General features: G+C 60.6%; 19 protein-coding genes, 1 tRNA gene and 2 pseudogenes. 5 read left to right on the plus strand and 17 right to left on the minus strand.

Features of this window, described 5'->3' with window-relative positions; translation table 11 throughout:
* Window positions 1-408: 408 nt before the first annotated feature.
* On the plus strand, window positions 409-1,143 hold the full coding sequence (locus FH08_RS0100755; protein WP_031356475.1) for a Crp/Fnr family transcriptional regulator: 735 nt from the start codon (window positions 409-411) through the stop codon (window positions 1,141-1,143).
* A 264-nt stretch (window positions 1,144-1,407) separates the two neighbouring features.
* Here the strand turns inward: FH08_RS0100755 and FH08_RS53960 are convergent, their stop codons facing one another.
* A complete protein-coding gene (locus FH08_RS53960; RefSeq protein ID WP_268810811.1) occupies window positions 1,408-1,530 on the minus strand; it encodes a hypothetical protein in 123 nt (40 codons plus the stop codon).
* Window positions 1,531-1,863: 333 nt separating this feature from the next.
* On the opposite strand from FH08_RS53960, the gene FH08_RS53965 reads away from it, so the two are divergent.
* Entirely contained in the window at window positions 1,864-1,992 is a 129-nt protein-coding gene (locus tag FH08_RS53965; protein ID WP_268810812.1) for a hypothetical protein, read from the plus strand.
* Between the two features lie 8 nt (window positions 1,993-2,000).
* On the opposite strand, the gene FH08_RS0100770 is transcribed toward FH08_RS53965, so the two are convergent.
* On the minus strand, window positions 2,001-3,173 hold the full coding sequence (locus FH08_RS0100770) for a glycosyltransferase family 4 protein (protein WP_051887595.1): 1,173 nt from the start codon (window positions 3,171-3,173) through the stop codon (window positions 2,001-2,003).
* Window positions 3,174-3,535: 362 nt separating this feature from the next.
* Here FH08_RS0100770 and FH08_RS0100780 point away from each other — a divergent pair, with 362 nt between their 5' ends.
* Window positions 3,536-3,994 carry a glycosyltransferase gene (locus tag FH08_RS0100780; RefSeq protein WP_031356478.1) on the plus strand — a complete coding sequence of 153 codons (459 nt, stop codon included), beginning with the start codon at window positions 3,536-3,538 and terminating at the stop codon, window positions 3,992-3,994.
* 121 nt (window positions 3,995-4,115) lie between these two features.
* Here FH08_RS0100780 and FH08_RS0100785 read toward each other — a convergent pair whose 3' ends face one another.
* The 6 genes from FH08_RS0100785 to rnr all read right to left on the minus strand — a co-directional run bounded on the left by FH08_RS0100785 (window position 4,116) and on the right by rnr (window position 10,104).
* The gene (locus FH08_RS0100785; protein ID WP_031356479.1) at window positions 4,116-4,352 is read right to left on the minus strand and encodes a hypothetical protein; all 237 of its coding nucleotides are present in this window, start codon (window positions 4,350-4,352) and stop codon (window positions 4,116-4,118) included.
* A gap of 339 nt (window positions 4,353-4,691) precedes the next feature.
* Entirely contained in the window at window positions 4,692-5,387 is a 696-nt protein-coding gene (gene rpiA, locus FH08_RS0100790; RefSeq protein ID WP_031356480.1) for a ribose-5-phosphate isomerase RpiA, read from the minus strand.
* 87 nt (window positions 5,388-5,474) lie between these two features.
* Window positions 5,475-5,867: a SirB2 family protein gene (locus FH08_RS0100795; RefSeq protein WP_031356481.1), complete on the minus strand. Its 393-nt coding sequence runs from the start codon at window positions 5,865-5,867 to the stop codon at window positions 5,475-5,477.
* Between the two features lie 15 nt (window positions 5,868-5,882).
* Window positions 5,883-6,713 (minus strand): N-acetylmuramoyl-L-alanine amidase, encoded by an 831-nt coding sequence (locus FH08_RS0100800; RefSeq protein WP_051887596.1) that lies wholly within the window; start codon window positions 6,711-6,713, stop codon window positions 5,883-5,885.
* Window positions 6,714-6,722: 9 nt separating this feature from the next.
* Window positions 6,723-7,466, minus strand: a complete 744-nt coding sequence (gene rlmB / locus FH08_RS0100805; RefSeq protein WP_031356483.1) for a 23S rRNA (guanosine(2251)-2'-O)-methyltransferase RlmB — start codon at window positions 7,464-7,466, stop codon at window positions 6,723-6,725.
* A 124-nt stretch (window positions 7,467-7,590) separates the two neighbouring features.
* The gene (gene rnr / locus FH08_RS0100810) at window positions 7,591-10,104 is read right to left on the minus strand and encodes a ribonuclease R (protein ID WP_031356484.1); all 2,514 of its coding nucleotides are present in this window, start codon (window positions 10,102-10,104) and stop codon (window positions 7,591-7,593) included.
* A 335-nt stretch (window positions 10,105-10,439) separates the two neighbouring features.
* Here rnr and FH08_RS0100815 point away from each other — a divergent pair.
* A tRNA-Leu gene (locus tag FH08_RS0100815) sits at window positions 10,440-10,524 on the plus strand.
* A 208-nt stretch (window positions 10,525-10,732) separates the two neighbouring features.
* Here the strand turns inward: FH08_RS0100815 and FH08_RS52885 are convergent.
* Window positions 10,733-10,868, minus strand: a pseudogene (locus FH08_RS52885) (IS5/IS1182 family transposase); the annotation flags it as partial.
* A gap of 731 nt (window positions 10,869-11,599) precedes the next feature.
* Here FH08_RS52885 and FH08_RS0100825 point away from each other — a divergent pair.
* Window positions 11,600-11,986, plus strand: a complete 387-nt coding sequence (locus FH08_RS0100825; RefSeq protein ID WP_326928909.1) for a MarR family winged helix-turn-helix transcriptional regulator — start codon at window positions 11,600-11,602, stop codon at window positions 11,984-11,986.
* A gap of 24 nt (window positions 11,987-12,010) precedes the next feature.
* Here the strand turns inward: FH08_RS0100825 and FH08_RS53145 are convergent.
* The 8 genes and pseudogenes from FH08_RS53145 to FH08_RS0100860 all read right to left on the minus strand — a co-directional run.
* Window positions 12,011-12,275 (minus strand): annotated as a pseudogene (locus FH08_RS53145) (amidohydrolase family protein); the annotation flags it as partial.
* An 11-nt stretch (window positions 12,276-12,286) separates the two neighbouring features.
* Entirely contained in the window at window positions 12,287-13,207 is a 921-nt protein-coding gene (locus tag FH08_RS0100830) for a hypothetical protein (RefSeq protein WP_419177973.1), read from the minus strand.
* A 190-nt stretch (window positions 13,208-13,397) separates the two neighbouring features.
* Window positions 13,398-16,001, minus strand: coding sequence for an NfrA family protein (locus FH08_RS0100835; protein WP_081889312.1), 2,604 nt, complete (start codon window positions 15,999-16,001; stop codon window positions 13,398-13,400).
* On the minus strand, window positions 16,001-18,325 hold the full coding sequence (locus FH08_RS0100840) for a glycosyl transferase family protein (protein ID WP_419177974.1): 2,325 nt from the start codon (window positions 18,323-18,325) through the stop codon (window positions 16,001-16,003). The genes FH08_RS0100835 and FH08_RS0100840 overlap by 1 nt, the downstream gene beginning before the upstream one ends.
* Window positions 18,211-20,451, minus strand: a complete 2,241-nt coding sequence (locus FH08_RS0100845) for a cellulose biosynthesis cyclic di-GMP-binding regulatory protein BcsB (protein ID WP_235210244.1) — start codon at window positions 20,449-20,451, stop codon at window positions 18,211-18,213. Before FH08_RS0100845 ends, FH08_RS0100840 begins: the two co-directional genes overlap by 115 nt.
* Before the next feature lie 178 nt (window positions 20,452-20,629).
* A complete protein-coding gene (gene wecB, locus FH08_RS0100850) occupies window positions 20,630-21,832 on the minus strand; it encodes a non-hydrolyzing UDP-N-acetylglucosamine 2-epimerase (RefSeq protein WP_035564951.1) in 1,203 nt (400 codons plus the stop codon).
* 563 nt (window positions 21,833-22,395) lie between these two features.
* A complete protein-coding gene (locus tag FH08_RS0100855) occupies window positions 22,396-22,704 on the minus strand; it encodes an H-NS family nucleoid-associated regulatory protein (RefSeq protein WP_031356492.1) in 309 nt (102 codons plus the stop codon).
* A 264-nt stretch (window positions 22,705-22,968) separates the two neighbouring features.
* A complete protein-coding gene (locus FH08_RS0100860; protein WP_031356493.1) occupies window positions 22,969-24,141 on the minus strand; it encodes an NAD(P)/FAD-dependent oxidoreductase in 1,173 nt (390 codons plus the stop codon).
* Window positions 24,142-24,187: the final 46 nt, after the last annotated feature.

The raw sequence follows: 24,187 nt of genomic DNA on the forward strand, positions 1-24,187 counted from the left end.
TCACGGGCCCACTTTGCACGTCTGGAAAAAAACTCGAATGGGCCACCAGCAAGGCATTGCGCAGACGAAAGCATGGACTGCATCAATCGCATCAATAGCGTCTGTCTACTGACGCCATGTTCAAGAGTGAAACAAAAATATCCATCTGCTGATTCGCGCTCATCGCGCCTGAAGCACGACGCCATGATGGCATTGAGATATCGCATTGCTGGCACGGTCCTCGCTAAATGAGTCTCGCAGCACCGGCAGCGTCGAAATACGAATTTAACTAATCGACGCTGCCGAGTTGCTTACGGGGCTGGTCGCGACACGTTTTGATGGATGCCGTCAGATGCACCCGCGAAACGAATCGCTGACCGGTAAATAACAAGTAAGGCGCAATGCGCAAAGTTACGAGAGAAGAACATCATGCTGACCCTTCAGTCCGACCTGCACGGTAATCATTTGTTGGGTGCGCTTCCCGCACACGAATGGCAAGCCCTCACGCCCCATCTTGAACTGGTTCAACTTCGCACCGACCAATTGCTGTGCGATTCGGGACAACGCATTCATCACGTGTATTTCCCCACCACCGCCATCATCTCCCTGCTGCATACGATGGAAGACGGCGGTTCCGTGGAGATCGCAGCAGTCGGCCGTGAAGGCATGACCGGCGTGCCGGTACTGACTGGCGGCGAAACCATGCCGACGCGCGTCCAGGTGCAATGCCCGGGCTTCGCTTATCGCATGAGCGCATCCGCACTGCGTGAACAGTTTGGCCGCTCTGACTTCCTGCGCCGCCTGATGCTGCTGTACATGCAAGCTCTCCTCACGCAAGTTGCGCAAACAGCAGCATGCAACCGCCACCACTCGCTCAACAAGCAACTGTGCCGCTGGCTTCTCATCGAAATCGATCGCACCTCGTCGAACGAGTTGCAAGTCACGCAGCAGTTGATTGCGGACATGCTGGGCGTGCGACGTGAAGGCGTGACAGAAGCTGCAGGCAAGCTTCACGATGCCGGACTGATCCATCACAGCCGTGGTTGCATCAAGGTTCTGGATCGCGAAGGCCTCGAGTCGCGTGCATGTGAATGCTACGGCATTGTCAAGCGTGAATTCGACCGGCTGCTGCCGCGTCTGCATCAGGCTGAAGCGGTTCACTGAACACGGGACATGGTGCAGGAGTGAAGGAACCAGGCCATGGCCTCAGGTGCTGGGCGCTCGTGTCTCGATGCGACCCCTGGGCGCTATTGGCGAATCAGGCTGATTCGCTGCAACGGGAAGCCAAGTCAACTCTGAAATCTATGTTGCCCCGGCTGAACAAGACCCAGGATTTTTCGATCAGCCACGCGGGGACCGGAGGCAATGTGCATATCATCGATATGGCACTTGTATCCTCGCAGCTCGTTCAAGCCAAGACCACGTTGCTCATTGCCGCTGGAGGGTGCCTTTGTACGTCGTGCATTTTTTGCGGGCGCGGACGATCCGGATCTGGTTGACCGCCGCTTCAACCAGCCAATCTTCGGCGCCATTGCGTTCATTGGCGAGCAAGCCCGCTTGATCGTCCGATTGCGTTCCCCCCAGCCAAGGGCATCAAGCGGTTGGGTACGCAGCAGGTGGGCGATGGACTCGGTTCGACGCTTGGTCTTTCTGCGAAAACGCCCGTGGCAATGGCGCTTCAGAACACGACTGTTTTGCGGGCTTCACGCAGTGGCACGCGGCCTTTGCTTTCAATAACGCATCCGTTCGATACATCGATCGAAGGGCTTCGCAAGCTTACCCATGTATGAAAACCGCACGCTGTAGACACTGACGCGCCCGCGTTTTGAAAACGTTTTCTTTGCTTCTTCTTTGCTTCGTTTGCTCGTCGCCGAACCGCGATCGATGGCCGAAAGCAGCAACCCGGCACTGACCTCGACCGCCAACCCCAAAACCTGGCAACCCGGCATCAACCCCGACCACTACGCCCGAAACCGCCAGCACCCAAACCCGTCGACCGGTGCGGACGAATAACCGCCGCTCTATGTGAGCTTGACATACGACGGCGGCATAACGCTCGTCAGCTCGCTTTCCCGGCTAGGACCGGCCTTGGCCATCGCGTTCAACACCTCAACCACAAACCGGCGACGGAAATCAGCAGCACCGAAGCGCTCCGCATTCCTGCGGCACGCAGCGATCGTAAAGGCATGCGAGCAATCCTCGAACCGCTCCACGGCATCACGCAATGAGGCCGTTGTCTGGCTCATGAAATGCAAACCCGTAGCCCCCGGCGAGCCGAGCGGAACCACGGACTCCAGCGCCCCACCCTTGCCATAAGCAATCACCGGTGTGCCACATGCCTGCGCTTCCACTATGGCAATGCCAAAATCCTCTTCCGCGGCATACACAAACGCCTTGGCGCGTTGCATATGATCCTTCAAGACCTCGAACGACTGATACCCCAAAATACTCACATTGGGTGTAGCCTTCGACCGCACCAGATCCATCTGCGGACCATCGCCAATCACCACCAGCTTGCGATCGGGCATCGAAGCAAACGCTTCCACGATCATATCGATACGCTTGTAGGGCACCATCCGCGAAGCCGTCAAATAAAAGTCGTCCTTCTTGTCACCCACCTCGAATGCCTGGACATCAACCGGCGGTGCAATGACCGCTGCCTCGCGCCTGTAGCTCTTCATGATCCGGCGCGCCACGAACTGCGAATTCGCGATCATGCGGTCCACGCCGTTAGCCGAGCGCGAATCCCAGTTCCGCAGGTAATGCAGCAGCATGCGGGCAGCCCAAGACCGCGGTCCGTGCTCAAGACGCGCCTCACGCAAATACTGATGTTGCAAATCCCAAGCGTAACGAATGGGTGAATGCACATAGCTCACATGGGTCTGGTCAGGCCCAACCAGCACGCCCTTCGCCACCGCATGTGAACTCGAGAGCACAAGGTCATAGCCGGATAAGTCGAACTGTTCGATAGCAAGCGGCATCAGCGGCAAATACCCCCGATACTTTTTCTTCGCGTAGGGGAGCCTCTGAATGAAGGAAGTCTTCACTGGCTTGTTATGAACAATGGAGCGATCTTCGAGGAAGTCCACCAGACTGAAGATATCTGCCTGCGGAAAGCACGCAATCATCTGCTCCAGCACCTTCTCCGCACCGCCCGACGTCACCAGCCAGTCGTGAACAATAGCCACTTTCATGATGAAACCCGTCTGCCGCAGCCTTTGCTGCCGATAAAACGAGTTTAAAGATAGTCACTCCACGCTTTCGTGCGCATGCCCACACACTTCGACCATCGCACGCGAATAATGAACGCTGTGTCCGCTTGCCCACGGTCGGCACCTGCGCCGGCGCAGGATTTTCCCATCGGTCATTCGACTTTTCGCACCGCCCTGTCATCGATGCCCAGGAAATCGGCAGCCTGCTTATCAATTCCATCAATCACGCTGTGCGCGATTAAGGTGCGGCAACGGCCGCCAACGCACGCGAATCCGCGCCGCAACGCGCGGATACCGCCATTGCGTCGTTATCGAATTCTCGAGGCAACACAGAGCAAGCGGCCATGCCAATTAATGAGCGCCGTGCAGCGCTTGGGCTTCCCACGAACGCTTTTGTCGTCGGCCTGTTCGGTCGCTTCACGGCATGGAAGGGTCAGCATGTAGCACTCGATGCGATTGCACGCGTGCCGGACGCCCATTTTGTTCTTGTCGGCGATGCACTCTTCGACGAGACCGACTACGCACAGAGTCTAAGAGCACAAGCCAGAGCGCTTGGTATTGAGGAGCGTGTGCACTTCGCGGGATTTCAACACGGCGCAGCGTCATGGATGAACACCATGGACGTGGTCGAGCATGCATCCACGCAACCGGACCCGTTGGGTCTTGTGATCGTTGAATCGATGGCAGCAGGCAAACCCGTGATCGCCTCTAACGACGGCACAGCACCGGGACCTAAAGCCGATGTCGATGTCGATGTCGATGTCGATGTCGATGTCGATTTGACCCTCGCGAGGCATCGCTAACCGAAATGCTCAGGCAAAGACCGAAACAGACGCAAAGAAAAATTGAATGAATCGGTTAAAGATTGAAAAGTCTTGATACATGCAATGCCGGGCTTTTCGATAACCTATTTGCCTGACGGCTTCAACGCTTGCTTAAATTGCGCGGCATGGCAAGTTGGATCTCGTAGAGGGCGGCAAGCATAGCCAAGTAAGCACGTTCACTTTCTGCTTCCTGCGCCGACATCCCCTTGCAGGTCTGGCCGCCCATGATCATGCCGAGGCACAACGCGTAGTTGCCTGCAAATGCCGTGGGTGATGGCTCTACGTGCTTGAGCCGTGAGTAAGACGCGTCGAGCGTCTTGCGAAGATTGGTTTGCATCGCCGAACTCCCTTATTGTTAAGACCTTTGACGTCACACCCACGCATCAGCGGCTATACAAGCTATTACGCTTTCTAACGCAGACAGAATGTTCGCGCTCGCGCAATCGGGTGGACTTAGAGCGTGTTGCTCTAGGGACTGGCTTATTTTGACTGAGCGCCCGTTCTTCTCGATCGGAGATATCTTAGTAATCACCTACTAAACAGGAACGGTCAGTGCACGGAATCTGCGCGTGGAGCCACAATCAAAACAGACTTATGGTGCGCAGCGAATTGCGCACCAAAAAAAAGCGCGGCCGGCTTGAAAGCCTCCGCGCTTTTCTAAATTCACTGCAAGCCGTTAGCGCTGCGCGTAATCGATCCGCTCCACACCACCCGGCGTTCCAAGCAAACATACATTCGCTCCGCGCGCGGCGAACAAGCCCACCGTCACCACGCCCGGCCATGCGTTGAGTTGCGCTTCAAGCGCGAGCGGATCGGCGATCTTCAGCGTCTTCACGTCGATGATCTCGTTGCCGTTGTCGGTGATAAACGGCGAGCCGTCCTGCTTCACGCGCAGCACCGGGACACCGCCCAATGCGGTGATGCGCCGCCCGATCGCCGTGCGCGCCATCGGCACCACTTCAATGGGTAAGGGGAACGTCCCAAGCACCTCGACGCGCTTGCTTGCGTCCGCGATACAGACAAACACGTCCGCCACCGACGCCACGATCTTCTCGCGCGTCAGCGCCCCGCCGCCGCCCTTGATCATCGCGCCGTGCGGATCGATTTCGTCGGCGCCGTCCACGTACACGGGCAACGATTCGATCTCGTTCAACTCCAGCACCTTGAATCCATGCGCTTCGAGTCGAGCGGTACTGGCCAGCGAGCTCGATACCGCCCCGCGGTACCGCGACTTCGTGCTGGCGATGGCATCGATAAAACAATTCGCCGTCGTGCCCGTGCCGACGCCGATCACTGCGCCCTCGGGTACGTTGGCGTGGACATAGGCGGCCGCTTCGGCGGCAACCAGTTGCTTCAGTTCGTCTTGGGTCATGGCGAGGGTGACAACGAAAGGGGGAAACCTCAATTCTAGCTGAGCCCGGCAGCCAAGCGTTTTCAGGGCGGCGGCCGCGTCATCCGCTCAGACGTGCATGAAAAATCCAATCGGATTATGCGTGCGCGCCACAGACGCAATAAACGCAAACACAAATATTGCGAGCAGGCCGAACACCGCTCGCGTGCCCTTCGTGCGACCGCGTTTGAGCGCAAAAATACCCAGCACGATATACACGATCAGCCCGGCAATCTTAGCCGACAACCATGCCGCGTTCGGTCCAAAGCCAATCATTCCCACCAACCCGATAGCGCTCAAGAGCAGCAATGTATCCACGATATGCGGCACGATCTTCACCACGCGGTTTCGCAGCAGTGTCGATTCACGCAGCATCCATATATAGCGAATGACAAAGCAAAGGATGCTGAGCGCCGCGCAAGTCATATGCGCGAAGCGCAGCGGCAGGTAAAGATCGGACATGGGCGCGAACGGCCTTCAAGGGAAGTATTTATCGAGCAGCGCAGCCGCGATTGCATCTGTTTCTGCGTCGGGGTTGCCCGCGTAATCGGCGGCTCGAAAGTGCATCTGGAATGCGGCAATCACGCGGCGAGTCTTGTCGTCGAGCACGCCGCCGGTGGCGACGTCATAGCCGTATCGCTGGAGTTTTTGCTGCAAGGCGGCTACGTCGACCAGCGACTTGGGATCGCGTCCGGCGAGATGTTGCGCCACCGTTGCATCATCCGGCCAGGCGCCAATACCGTTGTCGTAAAGCGCGCGCCAGGGGAATGCTGGACCTGGATCGGTCTTGCGTTGCGGCGCGATGTCGCTATGACCCACCACGCGCGTGGGCGGAATCTTGTAGCGCGTGACAATGTCCTTCGCGAGCTTCACGAGCGCATCGACCTGCGCCGGCGGATACGGTTGCCAGGTGCGTCCCTGCGGTGTATCGATAGGACCCACGTTGACGTTTTCAATGCCGATTGACGCAGCGTTCAACTCCGTCGTTCCCTGCCACTCGCTTGGCCCCGCATGCCATGCCCGCTCTGATTCCGGTACGAGCTGATAGACCACCGGCTCGCCGTTCTTGACAGGTGGATTATCGGGCACGACGTAATGGACGCTGACATCATCACCCGTCAGGACTGCGAGTGATCGCGCTTCGTTGCCTTGCGTGTAATGCATGACAAGAAAGCGTACACGCGAGTCGGCGCTGGGCGCGTGATAACGCGTGTCGGCAATATAGGCGCCGCGATTGATCTCGGTGCTGGAGCACGCTGCGAGCAGCGCGCAGCACATACCGCAAATGACAGCGGAGCTGAATCGCATGGCGTCCGCTTACTTCTTCACCGACCGTTGCCGCACCGCTTCGAACAAACAAATCCCGCTCGCCACCGACACATTCAGACTCTCGACGCTGCCCGCCATCGGGATCTTCATGATCTCATCGCAGGTTTCGCCGGTGAGGCGCCGCATGCCCTCGCCTTCCGCGCCGACAACAATCGCTACCGGACCATCGAGCTTCGTGTCATAGACGCTTGCCGTGGCATCGCCCGACGTACCGATCACCCACACGCCCGCGTCCTTCAACTCGCGCAACGCACGCGCCAGATTCGTCACCGTGATGTACGGCACGGTTTCGGCGGCGCCGCTCGCCACCTTCGCCGCGGTTGCGTTCAGTCCGGCCGAACGATCGCGCGGGGCGATCACCGCATGCGCGCCGGCGGCATCGGCTACACGCAAACACGCGCCGAGGTTATGCGGGTCGGTCACGCCATCCAGCACCAGCAGCAAGGGCGTACCGCTGACGCCATCGAGCAGTTCCGCCAGGTTCTGCGCAAGCGGCATGTCGGTCGCGCGTGCGACCACGCCTTGATGGCCGACGTTGCCTGACAGGCCCCACAAGCGCGCTTCGTCCGCGGCGATCAGGCGAATGCCCGCTTCCTTAGCCGTGCGCAGGAAATCGGTCATGCGCCGGTCCTTGCGGGTCGGATCGTAGAGAATTTCTTCGATCGTCGATGCGTCGGCGCGAACCCGTGCGGTCACCGCGTGAAAACCATACAAAACTTTGAGACGTGACATGACTGGACCAGACCGTATTCAAACAAAACAAAATGGAAACGCGGCCCGGTGCGTGATGCATCGGGCCGCGCATTTCAAACTGAGGCGCGTCGCCTTCGTCGCCTTTGTATCGCGACCGCGCGCCTCAGCGCTTCTTGCGTGGCGGATGACTCTTGGCCGCCGTCTTCGGAGCCGCGCCGCGTTTCTTCGCCACCGCTACGTCCTTGGCAACAGTGGGCGGCAGTGCAGCTGCGGCTGCCTTGCCCAAAGCCTGGGCCGCCGCCTTCTTGCCGCCGCGGTCGCGCCGCCGGCTATTCACGCTACTGCCTTCGTCCGACGGGAATGGCCGCACACGCGGCCCGGCACCCGCACTCGCGCCGTTCATGGCCGAGTGCTCGACGGCAGGCGCTGAGGTCCGTCCTGGCGGCTTGATGGGCGTATCGCGGACCAGCCGGAAGTCGATCTTGCGTGAATCCAGATCGACGCGGCTGACCTGCACGCGCACCCGGTCCGACATCCGGTACCGAATGCCCGTGCGTTCGCCGCGCAGCTCGTTCTTGACCTCGTCGTACTGGAAATAGTCGGCGCCGAGCTCGGTGATATGCACCAGCCCTTCGATAAACAGCGAATCCAGTTGCACGAAGATGCCGAACGTTGTCACGCCGTTCACCATGCCGCCGTATTCCTCGCCCAGCTTGTCGCGCATGAAATAGCACTTGAGCCAGGCTTCGACGTCGCGCGACGCTTCATCCGCACGGCGTTCATTCGACGAACAATGCAGCCCGAGCTCTTCCCAGATCGCGACATTGTTGCGCTGACGGCTGCGCGATTCGTCGTCGGATTTCTGCATGGCCCGCGCGGCCTTCGTCAGGCCCGTGCTGAGCGTGGTGTCGTGGCCAACTTCGGGCTGATACTTCTTGCCCTGCAAGATGGCATAGATCGCACGATGCGTGAGCAAGTCGGGGTATCGGCGAATCGGGCTCGTGAAGTGCGCATACGCTTCATATGCGAGCCCGAAGTGGCCGATGTTATCCGGACTGTAGACGGCCTGCTGCATGGAGCGCAGCACCATGCTCTGCAGCATCTGCGCATCCGGGCGGTCGCGGACCATGGCCATGAGCGCGGCGTAATCGCTTGCATGCGGTTTCTCGCCGCCACCCAGCGACAACCCCACGCCACGCAGGAACGCCCGCAGGTTTTCGAGCTTTTCGGGCGTCGGCCCGGCATGCACGCGATACAGCCCCGGATGTTTGTGGCGCTTCAGGAAGTCAGCGGCGCACACGTTCGCGGCCAGCATGCATTCCTCGATCAACCGATGCGCGTCATTGCGATGCCGCGGCACGATCTGCTCGATCTTGCCCTGCGCGTTGCAGACGATATACGTCTCGGTCGTATCGAAATCGATCGCGCCGCGCTTCTGACGCGCTGCGTGAAGCGACTTGTAAACACCGTACAGGTTCTGCAATTGCGGCAACAGGTCGGCGCGCTTCGCGGCTTCCGGTCCCTTCGTGTTGGTCAGGACCGACGCGACTTCCGTATAAGTCAGCCGCGCTGCCGAATGCATTACCGCCGGATAGAACTGGTACGCCTTGATCTCGCCACGCGCGGTAATCACCATGTCGCAAACGAGCACACAACGATCCACTTGCGGATTCAGCGAGCACAGCCCGTTCGACAACTTCTCGGGAAGCATTGGAATCACGCGGCGCGGAAAATACACCGACGTGCTGCGATCGAGCGCATCGACATCCAGCGCCTCGTTCGGGCGCACGTAATGCGAGACGTCGGCAATCGCGACCAACAAACGAAAGCCCGTGCCGCGGCCGACCGTCATGGGCTCGCAAAACACGGCGTCGTCAAAGTCGCGGGCGTCTTCACCGTCAATGGTGACCAGCGGCACATCGCGCAAATCCACGCGATGCCGGATATCGACGGGGCGCACTTCGTCCGGCAGCTTCGAGGCCTGCTCGAGCGCGCGGTCGCTGAACTCGTGCGGCACGCCGTATTTGCGCACCGCGATCTCGATCTCCATGCCCGGATCGTCAATGTCACCGATCACTTCCGCCACGCGGCCGAGCGGCTGCGAATGGCGGCTCGGGAAGTCGGTGAGATCCACCGAGACCACCTGCCCCACTTTCGCCTTCTTCGGATTCTGCGTGATCAGGATGTCGTGGCCGATGCGCTTGTCTTCGGGCACGAGGATCAGCGCGCCGTTCTCGCTGATCAGCCGGCCGATGATGCGTTTATTCGCACGGTCCGTGACTTCCACGATATGGCCTTCGGGCCGCCCGCGACGGTCATACCCGACAATGCGCGCGAGCACGCGGTCGTTGTGCATGACCTTCTGCATTTCGCCGTTGGGCAGGAACAGGTCGTCCTGGCCGTCGTCGCGAATCAGGAAGCCGAAGCCGTCGCGATGGCCTTGAACGCGGCCGGCAACGAAGTTCGAGGGATGCGTGAGTTGGTAATAGCCGCGTTTGTCGAGACGGACCTGGCCGTCGCGCTCCATGGCTCCCAATCGCTTGAAAAATCCTTCGCGCTCCTGGCGCTTGATCGACAGAGCTTCGGCGATGTCGTTCGCGGCGAGCGGTGCCTCGCTCGTGCGCAACACGCCGAGAATTTCTTCGCGGCTCGGAATCGGATACGGATATTTGTTCAAGGGCTTATCGATGATCTCTTCTCGTCTAACTGAATGCCGCGGTTAATCGATTAACGGGGGATCACCTGTAGGCAGCACCTGTAGGCAGTCCCATCCCGGCTTTACTTTCCGGCCCGCGAAGGGCCGGATCGGCGCGTTGCCGGGACGTTGCACTTAACGTTGTTCCGGTTCGTTCACGAATAGTTTGCGAACCATTCTAACACCCGCCAACCGGGCCACATCGGCTCAGAAGCCATATGGGTAATGGCTCGGAGCCGCGTTTCAGTTTCGGTCTCAAAATGCTTGACAGCGCGATACGCCCGGCTATAATTGCGTTCTTTGCTGCAAACGCACCTGCCCAGGTGGCGGAATTGGTAGACGCACATGGTTCAGGTCCATGCGCCGCAAGGCGTGGAGGTTCGAGTCCTCTCTTGGGCACCAACATTCAGGTTCGGAGCAATCCGAAGAAGTCCGGAAAACCCCGTCAATCCATGTGATTACGGGGTTTTTTGTTTTGGACGGTCCGAGGTGGTCCAGTCACATCCAGCGTTTTTATGAATACCGGTTTCGGCGGCAATGCCATGCCCAGATACGTCGAACCGAAGTCGGAATTGGCGTTTCTCAACGCCAGAACGAAGCCGAAGCACTATCTCCTCTCGGACTGCAGTTTCTTCGCGCACGAAATGTCGGCGAGTTGCGCCTCGGTTGCGGGTCACCCGCAGGGACCGGCCTGCCTCATCCACAGCCAGATGCAGTTTGGTACTCAGTCCGCCTCGCGAACGTCCAGGATTCTCCTGGATGTTCTGAGTGTTTTCTGCTGCTTATTTTTTTGCTTCCAATTAGTCATGGCCGTCTAATCTGAACCGGAACCTTCCGTTCCTGGCACCATTTGTCTTCGGATGAACCAAGCGCAGAAGCAGTCGTTACCGCCTCTATTTTTATTAGTAATGCTGATAAATTAAATCGAAATCGCTAGCTATGTGTCTTTCATATCCAGCTAGCCCCAAGCTAGACCAATCGGATTCATCCCTGGCGCATGGTCAAGTAAAACAAGTATCAGAAACGATCCTGGTTCGGACGCTCTCAGTCGCGGCGAGACAACGTGTGCTCGACCGCTGCAGTTTGATCAGTTGTGGATCCTGTCGAGTCGCTGCTTCTGAATGTCGATCAGATTCGACTTCAGCATTTTCCAACGTGGGAGGCCGCGCAGCTTTTCAATTGCTCAATCGTGGTCGTTTGCGAAGTACTCTTCAGGTGGGATTTTGCTTACCATCAATTTTCGCCGGAACAGCGTATGAGGCTTTGCTTCGCTCAAAAAGTGGCACGGTGTCCGAAGTCGCCCGGATAGATTTTATTTGATTATTCAATTACTATTTTGATAGAGTATAATTGATTTTTCAAGCATACCGACCTATGTAAACCTACCCTCAACGCGCCGATCACCATGAAGACACGCAAGCGACCGGAAGAACTCGAACAGGCGATTCCCTTCCTGTTGACACGAGCCGGAGGCCGAATGGGAAACGCATTCGCGAAGGCACTGAAACCGTTTGGCCTGAACCTCAGTGAGTGGCGAGTCTGTGCCTCGCTGCTGTACGTTCCTCACCAGACCTTGTCTGAATTGTCGGTGCACGCGACGTCGGATATTTCCGCGCTGTCCAGGATCATTGACCGTCTTGAGAGTCAGGAGTTGGTCAAGCGCGAGAAGAGCACGACGGATGGACGGTCAATCAGGATTGCCCTGACAAGCAAGGGAGACGAACTGGTGCTGCGCATACTCCCGGTCGCGAAACAACATGAGTCGGTGATCCTTACCGCTTTCACGGCAAGCGACGTTCAGGTGCTTCGCGCCATGCTGCTCAAGTTGTACGAGAACGCTGGCGCGCTTGACGACCTTTTTTGACTCGCTATTTTCCCGAGTAGAGGAAGCGGCTCGCGGATCCCGGGGATGCATATAGAAAGGCTTGCCGAGCACCGCCGCGCTCGCCCAGAAATCGGTGTACTGTGGGGCGTCGTAGTACACGACATTCTCCGCATCACCCACTTGGCAAAAGCCATTCACCATGAAGCCATGGAATCCGAGATCCGAGACCCTTTAAGCTCCGCTCGAGTTCACGTGCCGCAGCTTCAGGGTTCTGCATCGGCAGCGCTGCAAATCCAGCCAAACGAGACGGATGACGGGCAACATGTTCTCTACGACTGCTTACCGCGACAAATCCTTCAGAAGCGCAACGACGAGCTCGGCGGAAACATAATGCGGGCCGTCGAATAAATACACGCGATATCCCTTGTAAGCCATGAGCTGTGGCAAAAGCTCCGCCGACGTAGCTGCTCGAAAACCGCCGCCAGCCTGCGGGCGAAACGCTTCGGCGATGATCCGCACGCGGCTCTTGCCCAGTGTCTCCGAGAGTGCGTTCGCGTATTCCCGTGCCGCCGTCGGCCCGCGTGCATAAACACCGCAGCCGTCCTGGAAAAATACGCCGACATCCTTCGGCAGCCAGGTATCGAGCCACTTCGCAAGGGTCCTGCCACCGACATTGGCGCGGTCATAAACACTGACCCACAGTGGCCGTGGCAACGCAGCGAGCAATGGCCCGAGTTGTGCGGCATCGACCCACGTGGGATCGATTTCGACCGGAAAGTACCAGCCGGCCACATGCACGGGCGGACGCACTGCCGCGAGCCGCTCCGACTGCGCGACCAGGTCCACGATCTGCGCCCGCGCGGTGGTCTCGTCGAAACGGCCCGCCAGCCCAACGATCACATTGCGCGCCCAGCGCTCATCAGCGATCCGCGTCCAGTCGGGCACCCGTCCTGCCAAGGCCAAGCCGGCGCCGGGCAGGAAAGACACACCGTCGACGGCCGTCCACTGCACGAGCAGATCGCGTACACCGAGCTTGTCCCAGTTGCCATGCGGATCAATATGATCCTCGTCGATCTGCCACACCACGCCCTGGGCCAACGATGCCGCTTCATCCGATTCAAGCGCACAGCCCGGCGTGAGTGACGTGAGCGACGTGAGCATGGTGAGCAAGGTCGCGCCCATCAGGCGACGCCGCGTGCCGTCCGGTTCCTCAGGCGCTTTGCCGGCCACGCCATGCGCCGTGTAACGTTCATCAGGCATAAGGGTCTGGTTCTGAAGTGGGTAACTCGGTAAGCGCAACGGTAATCGCACCCGCTTCACGCAGTCGGTCTTGAAGTCCATCGGAACGGTAACGCACGGGCTCCGAATGACTCCGATTGAATCATATAAGACGCTAGACAACGCGAGCGCACCGCCCGGAGCGTTCGCATGCGAATACCGGCAACGTCAATCAGTAGGAGTAGATGGCGCCGAAGAACAAGCCGCGGGAGCGGTCGTCGCCGGCAATATGCCAGCGATATTGCACCGAAAGATCAACGAATGAACGCGGCGTGTCGTAGGCGCTGTCGCGCATCCAATAGCGCGTCGACACGCCCACGCCCGCGCCGGCTGGAACACGATGATCGATTGACGAGTCGTAATCCGCGCCGAGCACCGCGTACGGAAACACGGTCAGCTTCGGGCTGATCGAATCGATACGGAAAGTACGCCCGCCTTCAATGTTGGTCGTCGCGTAACACGTCGCCGCGTTCAGGTAGCAGCCGCCTTCCGCGTACATCTGCACGGTCCACCACGAAGGCTTGTCGATGCGGCGCTCGGTGCCAACACCTCCCGAATACGCGATTCGCGCGAGCCAGTCGTTGTTCACGTGCGAGCCGATCGGGAAAATATGCTCGAACGCAAAGATCGTGTTGATGCTGGCGAAGGGCTTGACGCGCGCACCGACCACGTTTTCCAGCGTCGATACACCGCTCGGTCCGCCGTCCCTTACGCCAAAGTTTTCGTAACCGCGCGTATAGACTTCGAACATCCGGTCGTCGAGGCTGCCGAACGGCCGCCAGTATGCTTCCACGCCGGCCTGCCAGTTGTTCGCAATGCCAGGCGACGGCGTAGACGCGAAGCCGGGCTGCAAGCCCGCGCTGCGATAGTTCGTGGATACGTTGAAGCCCCAGTCGCGCGTCACGTTGGCGTGCGCGCTACGCATGTCGAGCAGTTGCTGCGGCGTCGCGGCCGTGTCGCCGTCGGCGGGCGTGATGCCTGCGTCGATCGCGCGTTCGAAATACATCGCGGCGTCCTTGTTCTCGTGCGCTTTGGCCGCGGCATAGGCCGCATCGGCATTCGCCCTGGACGGCAGTTCGCCCGCTGCGTCCGCCTGGGCGAAACGCCGGTACGCGTCGCCGTTTTCACCGGCGCGCTGCGCAATGTAGGCAGCGCTCAGGTCGGGCATGCCGTCCAGCAAGCCAGCGCGCAAGGTCGCCTTGGCTTCACGCGTGGCGGCCGCGCTCTGGTGATCGTTCGTCAGCGCGTTGATCAGTTCGATTCGATGCTGTGGATCATCGGGTGCCGCGGCAACGGCCTTGCGCGCAAATTCGATGGCGGCCTTCTTGTCGCCTCGCTTGGTGGCCGCGACAGCATTTCGCGCGGCCGTAAAACCGGGATCGGCGGGATAGACGTAGCACAACGCGCCAAACTCGGTGGCATTGCAGGCGATATCCGGACGCAGTGCGGGGTCGATGGGCGCGGTCGTCGCGGATACGTTCAACGCGCCCGCAGCGAGCAACTGCTTCGCCTTGAAGCGACGTGCAGCGAGCGGCGGATCGGTATCGTCGTTGACGAACTTGAGGGGCGCGAGCAGGTCGAGCGTGCGTTGCGGCTGGCCTTCCTTATTCCACACATCGGCGATGATCGTACGCGCCACCCGCTGGTCGCGTTGCGTCGCGCCTTTTTCCTGCAGCGCCTTCGCGAAGTCCGCGTCGGCTAGCTCAAGCTTGCCTTGCGCCGCGCGGGCATAACCGCGCAGCGTCCACAGCATGATGTCGTCGCCCGCGTGCGCAGTGCCGTACGCGATGCCGTCCGACGCCGCGGCCTCCACGCCGGGCAGATCGTTCGCGGCGAACAGCGCGTCGATCAACTGGATCCGGTAGCCTGTCCTGTCGGGCGCATAGGCAACCGCCCGGCGGATCAACTCGACCGCCTTTGCAATGTCGCCCTGACTTCGCGCGGCGAACGCGTCGCTGGAAAACTTTGGCGCGAGACGATTACCGATATAAGAACGACGCAAACGCAATGCGTCCGTATCGCCGAACCGCTTGACCGCGTCCTCGTCAACATCGAACGCAGCGGCGTCCTGTCCCGCGTTGCTCGCTGCATCGATCTGAAGCAGACGCAACCGCAGCAGATCCGGACGCAGCGCGATGGCTTCGCTTGCAGCCTGCGCCGAGCCGGCGAAATCCTTGCTGGCGTATAGCGCATACGCACGTTGCGCGGCGGCGAAGGCGGCGCCCGTGAGCGGCTTCTCGTCCCCTCCTGCGGGCGCGGCGGATGCCGCAGATGCATCAGCCGCCTTGCGTTTTCCGAGCGCGCTTCGGTTGTGCGCGGCAGCAGTCACCGATCTGCTCACCGATCTGCTCAGCGCTTCGATCTGCGCACGCCGCATGACCAGCGCCTGATCCGGGCCAACCTCGACAATCGCACGGCTCAGCGAAAAGGCTGCCGCCTCGTAGTGGTGCCCCGCCGCCAGCGAGTTGGCGAGGAGCAGGCGCAACGACACTACATCAGGACGCTGACGGATCGCTTCGCGCGCCTGCGCTGCACTCGTTTCGTAATCGTGACGCGCGAACGAAGCGTAGCCCTCTTGTGCGACGCCATACGCGGCGCCGGAGAGCGGCAGCGGTAATGCGCCGGATGCCGAAAATGCGGCAGATGCGGCCGGCACGTCCGCGGCCTGCGCCGCCGTGCCTAAGCACAGCGCAGCCGCAACGATCGCACCTGCCACATGAGTGCCCGATGCGAAAGCCGCAGACCTGTAACAGTGGGGTATCACATCGAGCTTCATCAGCGATTCGCCTCATCGCCGCGCAAACGATGTTGTTCCTGAATCACGTTTTCGAGTGCGGCACGCGAGATAACCTCGCGCGCCACCATGTAGTCGCCAATCAGACCATGCAGATCTGGTCGATAGCTCTGCAGCGCTCCTTCGAAACTGGCGCGCGTCACATGTCCGAGCTCGATCAACAGATCGCCGATCAACGGCACGCCGCGCCGAGGCGCCGCCACCGCGTCGGCCTCGGCATCCGCCGGCAACCTACGGTCTCGCAGGTCCTTCACAGTGTCCGTTGCAATGGGCGCCGGCCCCGTGACAGCCACGCCGCGCAGCAGCCGGATTCCGGTCGCGATATCGCCTTCACGCACGATCCGCTGTGTGACGGGCCGCCCGAGTTGGCTTACCAGGTACGCGAGCGGCGCCTCGCTGATCGGGTTTGCCGTCAGCAGGATCGCGCGGCCTTGAGCATCCTCGCCTTGCGGGATCACGCGATGCCGGACGATATCGGCAAGCGGCAATTGTTCGGCGTCCTGAGGCAGCCGTTCAGGATCGAGCGACCCACGCTCCAGATCCGACTGGAACGCAATCGCTTCGGCGAGCGTTTCCTCGTCCAGCCAGCCTTTTGCCATCAGCACGCGGCCGAGCGGCGCTTCGCGCGCATGGCCTTCGTTCAACGCGAGTTCGAGCTTGTTCGCATCAATTGCCTGCCACGAAACCAGCAGTTCCCCAAGCCGCTGACGCGCATTGCCGAGTCCGTCTTCCGACGGGAAGTCGTGCATCGTCTTGTCCCACGCGAGCCGCTTGCCGGTCATCAGATGCCCGATGAACAGCTTCCACGCGCGCGACACGGCCATGAAATTGATGAAGTTGCCAACGACCATCCGCGGCACCGACAGCAGGCCGTGTTCCCATCCATACAACCGGGTGACGAAAAAAATCCGTTGCGCGACGCGTAATAGCAGCGCACAACCGTTCGCCCACAACACGAAATCCAGCCACTTCGAATCGGAAAACGGCGATGCGAACAAGCGCGGCAACACACCGGACATACTGGCGATGGCGAACAGCAAGAACTGGAGCACCAGTCCATAAGCGAGGATCCCGACAAACGCCGTGACAATGCCCTTGCGATCGCGTAACAGCAAATAGCGATTCGCAGGCGAGCCGCTCCAGCCGGTCTGCTTCCAGCCCTGCAGGCCAATGCCGAGGGTCCAGCGCGCCCGCTGTCGATACGCAGTACGGAACGTATCGGGGAAAAATTCGCGCACGCACAGCGGCATGGTCAGCATGAATTCGCGCTCAGGCCCCAAGCCGAACCAGGACTTTCGGCGCGTCGCGAACTGCACCGGAAAGCGCGCAAAAATGGAGAGCATGCCCATTTTTCCAAGCCGTTCGCCGACGTCGTAATCCTCGGTCAGGCTTTCGGTATTGAACGGCTGGTGGTTCGTTTGTTCAAGCAACGCGAGCAGCGCACGGCGTGAAAAGCACGTCCCCACGCCAGCCGACGGCACCGTACCGGACAGGCTTTCCCGCACCACCAGATCCTTTGCGTGCCATTCGGCGAACTCGTCCATATACGTGCCCGCAACGAGCTCGAACCAGTTGCGTTCCAGCGACGCCACCGGCAACTGGATCATGTCCTTGCGCGGCAACAGATAGTTGAAGAAGCGCAGTTCAACGGGATGCAGCACGTCCTCGCTGTCATGCAGCACCACGCCCGCGAATTCGATGTCCGCCTCTTTTTCATATCGGAAAATGGCGGCGATTACCCAGTTCAGGCAATCCGCCTTGCAGGTCGGACCGTCGTGCGGTACCTCGACGCGCCGCAACTGCTTGTAGCGGCGACGCATCCGTTCCACTTCGGCAATAGTCCGCGCATCGTTCTGATACGTGCCGACGAACACTACATAGTTGCGGTAATCGAGCACCCGCACCATGTCCTCGATCATCGATGCAATCACGTCGTACTCATGCCACGCAGGCACCATGATCGCAATCGGCTGCTGGTCGTGCGCATACAACTGCGCGGTGGTCAGCGGCTTGTGCACGCGCTGCACCGTGAAGCGGCGCAGGATCTCGCGACACCAGTACCAGGCGTCGATGAACAGGTCATCGAGACTGGACAGCAGGATGATCGTCGCGACCACCGCGGCCACATACTCGAGTCCCTGGTAGTAATGCGCGACCGCGAAGCCTGCATCCCAATTCAACGGCGCGACAGTCACGTCTTGTCCCGATGCCTGCGGCGAGCGATCGAAGCGACCAGCAGCAAGACGAGGAACAGCGCTACCAGCGCCGCCGGAATGCCCCAGCGCCACGCGTTCTGCGTGAACCATGAACCGCCTGTATCCGCTTGGATGACTTCACCCGGATGCAGCGTGTCAAAGCGCCTGGCCACGCCTCCCGCATCGACGAGAGCAACGTCGCCTGGCGTCAGTTGCAGCGACGCCGTCAGCACCGGCGCGGTGTCGCCGGTCGCACGATAAACAATGCCAGGCTCGCCGTCCGCCCTCACCGCACCGATCAACGCGAGGTTCTTCAGGCCCGAGACATCGGCGAGCATCTTGCCCGACGCATCCGTCAACGTCAGGCGGTCTTGCGACAGCATCGCGTGCGATGTTTCGCCTTTCAGCGCGACATCGGCGGCAAGGAACGGTCCCTTCGGCGCAAAGGCTTCGCCGTTCGGCGCGACCGATAACGTCGTGCGCGCCGGCACAATGCCGGCTGCATTCGCCAGACGGGCGACGCGTGCGAGCGACAGAGTAGTGTCGTCGAGATAGGCATTCGGCACGATCAGCGTGGCGCTGGTCGCGAAGCGCGCGGCCATGCCCGCGAAGTTATCGTCGAGATCGGCCTTGTCGAGTTGCAGGTTGCTCGTCGGCAGCACCGCGATGGGCTGGCCTTCCGAGCGAGCCTGGCAACCGCCTTCCGGCTGGCGTTCGAACACCACATGCAGCAGGTTGCCCGGTGCCAGCGCGTAGTGCGGTACGTGCGCTGTGATCCGCTGCGGCTTGCCGGTGGTGTTCAGTAACTGCGCGCCGATCAGCACGTCGTTGAAATAGATCGCGGCGGTTTGCGCAGCGCCATTGAGCGTGGGCATCGCGGATACATCGAGCACGATCGCGGACGGGAGCTTCCCGTTACCCGACACCGCGCCGAGGTCGAAATTCGCGTCCCACGTCGCGCGGCCGAGCACATTAAGCGTGCGCGGCTGGCCGCCGAGCGCCGACAGCGAGATTGCATCGACGTCCACATTCTGCGCGCGGTCGATCTGATGCACGACCAGGCGATCCGACACATCGATTGCGCGCCAGGCACGCGCGAGCACTGCGACGCCGTCGTTATCGCCTACGACGATGGCGACCTGACCGGCCAGATGCGCGATGCGCACTTCGCCGGCTGCAAGGGGCTCGGCGATCGGGCCAATGGAACGGGTGCGCCATGCGTCGAACGCGGTGACTGCTGTGGCGTCGACTTGCGTGCGCAGTGCGTCAAGTTCGGTCTTGAGCGAGTCACGCAAACGGTCGTCGGCGATGATCACATCAGGCGCGAAACCGGCGTGAGGCGCGAGCGCCACCAATGCGCCGGCTTCTGTCGGGTTCGCCAGTTTGTGCAGGCCGCCCGCGGCAAGCGCGGCGAATGCGGGAATGGCCCGCAGCGCGTCCGGCACAGTGACGCCGCTCAGGTCCACGGTGTCCCCTGCGACTGGCCATGCGCGCGTGACCGGTGTCTTGCCTTCGCGCTGCAACTGCGCTTCGGCGCGCCAGCCTGCATCGAACGCCGGCGCCGCGACGCCGCGCGCGCCGGTCATCACAACGGGGGTCGGCGGCAGCGCGCTCCACACGGTACGCAAATCGTTGATCGCGGCGGGATCGAAGCTGTATGTCAGGCGAGAAGTGGGTCCGATCCGCAGCACATTGCCGATCGCCGTCTGGTCGGCACAGACGTTATCGCTGATCACCGACAACCAGCCGAGACCGACACGAACGAAGCCGCTCGGCCGCGCCGCGCCGTCAACGCCGATCGTGGCTGCGGCGTCGCCTTGCTGCTGTGTCAGCGCGCGGGCGAGAACAGGCGCGCCGTCCAGCGACAGCAGCATGGTCGTGCGGCCACCGTCGGCGTGCAGATAGGTGCCGTCGAATTGAAACGTCGCATTGGAGATCGGCACATTGACCGGCACCGGCAGGTAGAGCTCCTGGCGCGCATCCGGCGCGTGCAGGACGACCGGATCGTGCATCCCAAGATCAGCCAGCGACACATTGCGGATCGCCATGCGGCCGTTGCCGAGTTGCGCGAAAGCAGCGGCTACACCGGTGGGCGCGGCCGCGGTGGCAACGGCGGGAGCACTCGGGGATACGGGCGCGGCATAGGCGGTCAGGTGCAGCGCACAAAAGACGGGCCACGCTGCGAAGGCGGCTAATCGACGGGATGCAGTACGGCGAGAAAACGGTTTGATGGTCAAGAGTGTTATCTCAGAATTAGCATGCAACGCGTTCAGAACATCGGGCAATGCACGGCCGGCAGACGCAGCGGCCGCGTGCTGGTTTCACGCGGCATTGCGAGGGTGTTATTGCTAAAACGGCGTACAGCACCGGTTGCGCACCGCCGCTTAAAGCGCGGCGACAGCCGGCGCGCAGGTTTTACACGAATTGCTTCGAACGGATCTTGCTGGCGGCGTTGAACGGCGGGTACTGCACGACCGCTCCCTGAGTGAATTCCTCGAAGGGCCGGCCAGCCAGCGCGGCGACAATGCGCCCCGATGCATGACCGTCGCCGTACGGGTTGATTCTGCAAGCGAACTGGTCGCGCGCGCCCTGATCGTCGAGCAGCGCAGTGACCGCTTCAACAATCGACTCGCGCCGCGTACCGACCAGTTTCACGGTGCCGGCCGCAACCGCTTCCGGCCGTTCGGTGACATCGCGCATCACCAGCACCGGCTTGCCGAGTGCCGGGGCTTCTTCCTGCACGCCGCCCGAGTCGGTCAGGATGATCGACGCGCGCTGCATCAGCCGGACAAAGCCCACGTAGTCGAGCGGCTCGATCAGATGAACGTTGGGCAGCTTGCCGAGCTTGTCCTGGACCGGGCCGCGCACGTTCGGGTTCAGGTGCACGGGATAGACGATCTGCACGTCGCCGCGACGGGCGAGTTCGGCCAGCGCCGAGCAAATGCGTTCGAAGCCCGTGCCGAAACTTTCGCGGCGATGGCCGGTGACGAGCAGCACCGGTTTTGTGTCGTCGATAAAGAGCAGCCGCGCGTCGAGCTCGGCACGCAGCGCGGCGTTCGCGTCGATGCGGGCAACCGTCATGAACAGCGCATCGATGACCGTGTTGCCCGTCACGATGACCCGGCCCGACAGCGACTCGGCGTGCAGGTTGGCTTTGGACCCGGCAGTGGGCGCGAACATCAGGTCGCTGATGACATCGACGAGACGGCGGTTCATCTCTTCCGGCCACGGCTGCATCAGGTTGCCGGTACGCAAGCCCGCTTCGACGTGTCCGACAGGGATCTGTCGATGGAACGCGGCAAGCGCGGAAGCCGACGCCGTTGTCGTGTCGCCGTGAACCAGTACACGATCGGGTTTTTCTGCGGCAAGCACGTCGTCGAGCGACGCGATCAAACGCGACGTGAGGCCATTAAGCGTCTGATTACCTGTCATCAGCGCGAGGTCGTGATGGGGCGTAATGTCGAACAGCTCGAGTACCTGGTTCAGCATTTCGCGATGCTGACCGGTTACGCAGACGATCGATTCAATAGAAGGGTCTGCCTCAAGCTGCTTCACGAGCGGCGCCATTTTGATGGCCTCCGGGCGTGTGCCGAAAATAGAAAGAATTCGCGCTGACATGATTGTCGGTCGTTTCCAAGTTTGATCCTGGCCCGCAGCGCGTGCTGTTTTGGACCTGAGTTCATGCGAGCGCTAACCGGGTGAATCTGACTGGCGCTTGTTCTCTAAATAAAACCTGCGGCCGATGCGGTGAATCCGGTTTTCTGGACTCGCAGGATCTCAAACGTCCTACCATTTAAACTGCTGGCGCGCATTTTACCCTGCCAGATATCACCTGATCGTGATTTTTAGGTCTGTTAATCGTTAGGCATTGTCAACTTGCCGAGAGCGGGCTTTCCGTAAAAAGCGCTGGAGCAGCGTTGCCTCCCGTGCTGGCTTGATGCACAGGCGGCGAGGCAGGGCAGCAATGAAGCGAACCGGCGGCGGTTATCGAACGATCGGACGCAAATCCGTGCCGCGCAGGTGTCCACTATTAAAAAAGCTTCGGGTGTCTTGATCGACGCGACGTTCGACGGGTATTGGCTCGCCGGTGACGAGTTGCACACGCAATAACTCCGGGATTTCAGCCTTTGCGGCTGATTATCTCGAGCGTCGCGGATCAGGCGCAAAGGAGCGAGAAAGCCTCACTGACTGCGAAACAAAGACGGCTGGATAAGGAAATCGTCACGGTTCTTGTCTGCGATCCACTGAGGCGCCCGTCCCCGCCCGCTCCACGTCGCCCCGGTTGCCGGGTCGCGGTACTTTGCGTTGGCGACTGGCGCGACCAGACGGGCGTTAGCCCGGGTCCCTATCAGTTCCTGCAGGGAGATTTTATATTCCCTCATTTTCGCCACGATCTCGCGCAGCGCGCGATCTGCTTCCTGCTGGCGTGCTTGCTCCAGGTCGTGTTGAAGCGCTTCGCGCTGCGCCAGTAGTTCCTTCAAACCAGGCATTACCGTTTCCATATTTTCCGAAATCAATTGGGTCGAGATGACGCGGCCAAGGGCGGCCTGTCCACCGAATATTAACCGCTATGCCGGGACTCTTGATAACGGATATTAAGGAGGCGCTTATCACGCCCGAAGCAAGTGTCGCCTCCATTGGATTGCGACTCTCATTCCCTTAGGTACGCTTGAGCTGCGAATTGTTCCCTCTATTAGCAATCGCTTAACGCGGCCAGACCGCGACACCAGCCGGCCGCGGATCACCGCGCCGCGCTAAACGACGTTCTTTTCCACGATCGGACGTCCCTCGATCACGCGTTCCCAGCTCAGCGACGACAGGTCGAGCGAGGTGTACTTCCCTGCGAGGATCAGTTCGCTTACGCCACGTCCGGTCGCGGGACCCTGCTGAAGCCCATGACCGCTGAAGCCATTCGCGAACACACAATTTTCGATGTCCGGGTGATAGCCGATAATTGCGTTCTGGTCGAGCACGTTGTACTCGTAGTAGCCCGACCAGCAGTTTTCAACGCGCAGGGCTTCGAACCCGGGAACACGGTGAGCAAGCGTCGGCCAGATGACGTCGTCGAAGATGGCGTGATCAACTTCGTCCAGCGGCAAGTCATCCGGATCGTTGTCCGGACTCGGCGACGTACCGCAAATATACGTCTTCCCCTCAGGCCGGAAATAAACACCGGTCGGGTCGATCAGCAAGGGACAGTGCTGCAACTGCGCCGGTGACGACACATTGAAAATGCTCCGGCGCCGCGCGAAAACCGGGATATCGATACCCATCATCTCCGCTGTTTTGCGCGCCCATGCACCCGCCGCATTGACCACCGTGTCGCATGCATAGCGCTCGCCGTTGCTCGCCACAGCATGTGTGACCCGCCGGCCCTCCCGCACCAATCCGGTCACATCCGCCGCCACGTATCGCGCACCCAGCGACTGCGCCTTCTTGCGAAGCGCCTGCACGAGACCATAGCCGTCGAACCACCCTTCCCCGCTTTCGCCAAACGTGCCGGAGACGAGATCCTCAACGTTCAGCCAGGGGAACTTCGCGTGCAGCGCGTCCTGCGCCATGAGCGTGATGTCGGCGCCAAGCTTCCTTTGCAACGCGTGGTTTTCACGAAGCGTTGCTTCCCCTGCCTGGGTAGCAAGGAAAAGATAACCGCCTTCGTGCAACTCGATCGCCGGCTTGAAACCATCGACTTCAAGAAGGTCCCCGATACCCCGAAGAAACTCGATACCGTACAACGACATTTGAATGCAAAGCGGCGTCGAGAACTGCTGCCGGATCGATGCGGCCGACAGCGCCGACGATGACTTCGCGTAGCTCGGGTCGCGCTCGATCACGGTCACCTCGACCGTCGGGTCTGAAGCACGCAGAAAATAGGCGATCGAACTACCGATTACCCCGCCGCCCACAATAACAACCTTAGAACTCACGACTCACTCCAAATGGTTGTAGCCTGACGCCTCGCGTTCGCGAGCA

Origin of the sequence: Caballeronia sordidicola (assembly GCF_000729995.1) — a bacterium.
Classification (GTDB): domain Bacteria; phylum Pseudomonadota; class Gammaproteobacteria; order Burkholderiales; family Burkholderiaceae; genus Caballeronia; species Caballeronia sordidicola_A.